Source organism: Streptomyces glaucescens, assembly GCF_002154375.1.
Classification (GTDB): Bacteria; Actinomycetota; Actinomycetes; order Streptomycetales; family Streptomycetaceae; genus Streptomyces; species Streptomyces glaucescens.
This window is the reverse complement of record NZ_MUND01000745.1, coordinates 1-4,291: the sequence shown is the minus strand read 5'-3', so window position 1 is coordinate 4,291 and position 4,291 is coordinate 1. Positions and strand designations below refer to the sequence as shown.

At 70.9% G+C, this 4,291-nt stretch carries 4 protein-coding genes; all 4 read right to left on the bottom strand.

All coding sequences use genetic code 11. The features are described from left to right. Window positions 1-603: TerD family protein (locus CCN42_RS36485; RefSeq protein ID WP_143662147.1), on the bottom strand; the 603-nt coding region annotated here is incomplete at its 3' end. 58 nt (window positions 604-661) lie between these two features. Next, window positions 662-1,240: a TerD family protein gene (locus tag CCN42_RS36480; protein WP_086172259.1), complete on the bottom strand. Its 579-nt coding sequence runs from the start codon at window positions 1,238-1,240 to the stop codon at window positions 662-664. Window positions 1,241-1,541: 301 nt separating this feature from the next. Then, on the bottom strand, window positions 1,542-3,686 hold the full coding sequence (gene uvrB / locus CCN42_RS36475) for an excinuclease ABC subunit UvrB (protein ID WP_086741615.1): 2,145 nt from the start codon (window positions 3,684-3,686) through the stop codon (window positions 1,542-1,544). A 113-nt stretch (window positions 3,687-3,799) separates the two neighbouring features. Continuing rightward, on the bottom strand, window positions 3,800-4,291 hold a 492-nt coding region (locus CCN42_RS36470; RefSeq protein WP_281259560.1), incomplete at its 5' end, for an MHYT domain-containing protein.

Below are 4,291 nucleotides of genomic sequence, written 5' to 3'. Positions count from 1 at the left end.
CACCCAGCCGTCCGCCTGTCGCGGCGGGGGTGCGGACACGGAGCGGGCGACGCCCCGCGCCACCGCGTCGTTGATGGCCGTGGCGAGCCGGGGTGCCTCGGGCAGCCCTTGGTCGGTGAGGAGGTCGGCGAGGCCGCCGGCGTAGCCCTGGCCGACCGCGCGCACCTTCCAGGCCTCCTGCCGCCGGTAGAGCTCCAGGGCGACGACGGCCGTCTCGGTCTCCAGGCCGGTGAGCGTGAAGGTGGCGATCTCCGTGCCGTCGAGACCGGTGACGGCGACGAAGGGGGCGGCGACCGCCCCGAAGCGGCCGGGGCCGCCCGCGGTGCCGACGGGGAGGGCGAGCAGCACATTGACCCGGTGGACCGTGTCCGGCATGGCGTCCAGGTCCACCGCGAGCCGGTGGTCCGCGGCCGCCTGGCGGGAGACTTCCAGGCCGGGCAGGGTGGGGGCGCCCGGATGGGCCACCCGCTCCACGCCGTGGACCTTTCCGTTCTCGTCACTGAGCGTGGCCGCGGTCACGATCGGCGTGCCGGCCGAGATCCTGATCTCCAGACGGGCCTGGGAGAGCGGGTGGTTCTGTCCCCGCGCCAGCTCGGCCGTCATCGCCTTCGTCCCCCTGCTGTCGCTGTGTAGGTGTGTGGTGTGCGCTCGCCCGGCCGCGTCAGAGCAGCGGCAGGATGGACGGCATCAGGTCCTGGAAGGTGCGGCCGTTGGCCGGGGTGCCGAGGGCGGTCATCGACCAGCCGGTGCCCACCCGGTGCACCTTCGCCATGATCTGGGCCGTGTAGGCGCCGCCGCCCGCGAGGGTGTAGCGGGCCAGTTCCTGGCCGTTGGTCTCGTCGACGAGGCGGCAGAACGCGTTCTGCACCTCCTGGAAGGTCTGGCCCGTGAAGGAGTTCACGGTGAAGACGATCTGGTCGATGTGGACCGGGAGGCGCTGCAGGTCGACGAGGATCGCCTCGTCGTCGCCGCCCTGGCCGACACCGCCGACGAGGTTGTCGCCGGTGTGGCGCACCGAGCCGTCGTCGCTCACCAGGTGGCGGAAGAAGACGACGTCGACCGGCTGCTTGTCCGCGAAGAGGACCGCGGAGGCGTCGAGGTCGATCTCGCGGGTGCGCGAGCCGAACAGGCCGCGCCGCGGGGCCGCCTGCCAGCCGAGACCCATACGGACCGCGGTCAGGCTGCCGCCGTCGTTCTTCTGCAGACTGATGGCCTGACCCTTGGTCATGTTGACGGTCACGCGCTGTTTCCCCTCTCGGACAAGTCCCCTGTTGCCGCGATGCCGCGGTTGACCTGAACCCTACGCAGGGGCACTGACAGTGCCGTACCCCGGACCTGACTTTGTGTCGGTCTTGCAACACTGCGCAGCCGGTGGCGGGGCCCGCGGGACTGCCGGGGCGCCGGTTGCGCGCGGGCGCCGGGCGCGGACGGGCGCGGTGTCGCAGCGCGGGCGGGTGCGTGGCGCGGGGACCGGGGCGCCGGGTCCGGGCCGTCCCGGCGCCCGCGCGGGCCGCCGGGCCGCCGGGACGGCCCGACGGCCGTCAGGACAGGCCCGCCTCCTTCATCTGGCGCAGTTCCTTCTTCATCTCCGAGACCTCGTCGCGCAACCGGGCGGCGATCTCGAACTGGAGGTCCGCGGCGGCGGCCCGCATGCGGGCGGTCAGTTCCTCGATCTGCTCGGCGAGCTCGGCCGCCGGACGGTCGGTGGGCACCGTCTCCTTAGCCTTGCCCTTGGCCGCCTTGCCCTTGGCGCCCTTGACCGAGTGCTCGGCGAGCGCGGGCACCGGGGCCTTGGTGCCGCGGCCGTCCTTCTTGGCCCGGTAGCCACTGCCGAGCAGCTGCTCGGTGTCGACCTCCTCGCGGGCGATCTGCGCGACGATGTCGTTGATCTTCTTGCGCAGCGGCTGCGGGTCGACGCCGTTCGCCTTGTTGTACGCGACCTGCTTCTCCCGGCGGCGGTTGGTCTCGTCGATGGCCTTCTCCATCGCCGGGGTGATCTTGTCGGCGTACATGTGGACCTGGCCGGAGACGTTGCGCGCCGCGCGGCCGATGGTCTGGATCAGGGAGGTGCCGGAGCGCAGGAAGCCCTCCTTGTCGGCGTCGAGGATCGCCACCAGGGACACCTCGGGCAGGTCCAGGCCCTCGCGCAGCAGGTTGATGCCGACCAGGACGTCGTACTCGCCGGCGCGCAGTTCGCGCAGCAGCTCGACGCGGCGCAGGGTGTCGACGTCGCTGTGCAGGTAGCGGACCTGGATGCCGAGTTCCAGGAAGTACTCGGTCAGGTCCTCGGCCATCTTCTTGGTCAGGGTGGTGACCAGGACGCGTTCGTCGCGCTCCACGCGGGTGCGGATCTCGTGCACCAGGTCGTCGATCTGGCCCTCGGTGGGCTTGACGACGACCTCGGGGTCGACCAGACCGGTCGGGCGGATGATCTGCTCCACGAAGCCGTCGGAGCGGGACATCTCGTAGGTGCCCGGGGTTGCGGACAGGTAGACGGTCTGGCCGATGCGCTCCTGGAACTCCTCCCACTTCAGGGGGCGGTTGTCCAGGGCGGAGGGCAGCCGGAAGCCGTGGTCGACGAGGGTGCGCTTGCGGGAGGCGTCGCCCTCGTACATCGCGCCGATCTGCGGCACGGTGACGTGCGACTCGTCGATGACCAGGAGGAAGTCCTCCGGGAAGTAGTCGAGCAGGGTGTTGGGCGGGGAACCGGGCAAGCGGCCGTCGAAGTGCATCGAGTAGTTCTCGACGCCGGAGCAGGTGCCGATCTGGCGCAGCATCTCCAGGTCGTAGGTGGTGCGCATGCGCAGCCGTTGGGCCTCCAGGAGCTTGCCCTGCTTCTCCAGCTCGGCCAGTCGCTCGGTCAGCTCCTTCTCGATGTCGTTGACCGCCCGCTCCATGCGTTCGGGACCGGCGACGTAGTGGGAGGCGGGGAAGATGTAGAGCTGCTGGTCGTCGCTGACGATCTCGCCGGTGATCGGGTGGAGGGTGGAGAGTGCCTCGATCTCGTCGCCGAACATCTCGATGCGGACGGCCAGCTCCTCGTAGACCGGGAAGATCTCGATGGTGTCGCCGCGGACCCGGAAGGTGCCGCGGGTGAACGCCATGTCGTTGCGCGTGTACTGGATGTCCACGAAGCGGCGCAGCAGCTGGTCCCGGTCGATCTCCTCGCCGACCCGCAGGGGGACCATCCGGTCGACGTACTCCTGGGGCGTGCCCAGGCCGTAGATGCAGGACACCGAGGCGACCACGACGACGTCGCGGCGGGTGAGCAGCGAGTTGGTCGCGGAGTGGCGCAGGCGTTCGACCTCCTCGTTGATCGAGGAGTCCTTCTCGATGTAGGTGTCCGACTGCGGGACGTAGGCCTCGGGCTGGTAGTAGTCGTAGTACGAGACGAAGTACTCGACGGCGTTGTTCGGCAGCAGCTCGCGGAACTCGTTCGCCAACTGGGCGGCCAGCGTCTTGTTCGGCGCCATGACCAGGGTGGGGCGCTGGAGCTTCTCGATCATCCACGCGGTGGTGGCGGACTTGCCGGTGCCGGTCGCGCCGAGCAGCACGACGTCCTTCTCACCGGCTTCGATGCGCCGGGCGAGCTCGGCGATGGCCGCGGGCTGGTCGCCGCTCGGCTGGTAGGGGCTGACGACCTCGAAAGGCGCCACCGTACGTTCGATCTGGGAAACGGGCCGCATGCCATCCACCGTACGACCCGCCACTGACAACCGGCTCTGATCAGCGTTTTCCGTTTCCGCGACGTTCCGCGGGGCGCGGGCACGCGCACCCGGCCGGCGGCGCCGGGCGGCGGTCAGCGGTTCTGCGGGGTGCGGGCACCGCGGCCGGCCGGCCCGCGGCGGGCACCCGCCGCGAAGCGGGTGCCCCGGTGGTGCGCCGGGACGTGGGCGGGGACGCCGGGCTTGTCATCCGGCCGCGGCCAGTCCGGCTTCCCCATGACCATCAGCGGGTCGAACAGCACGACCACACCCGCGAGGCAGAGGAAGGCCAGCGGCCCGACCAGCATGGGGGCGAGCAGGGCCGCGGTCGAGTCGCCCGTGCCGGGGGCGGCGGTGCCGTGCAGGTGGACGCTCAGGGCGGCCATCCCGGTGTAGTGCATGCCACTGACCGCGAGGCCCATGACGAGGCTCGCGCCGATGCTCCACAGGAGCCCTCTGACCTGGCCGGCCGCCCAGAGGGCGGCGGTGGCGGCGGCCATCGCTATGACGACCGAGGCGGCGACGGTGAGGGTGTTGTACTCCAGCTGTCCGTCCAGGCGCATTCCGGCCATGCCCAGGTAGTGCAT

Excerpts from the sequence above, each read along its gene's own strand:
- uvrB (WP_086741615.1), bottom strand. The coding sequence starts at position 3,686 with ATGCGGCCCGTTTCCCAGATCGAACGTACGGTGGCGCCTTTCGAGGTC.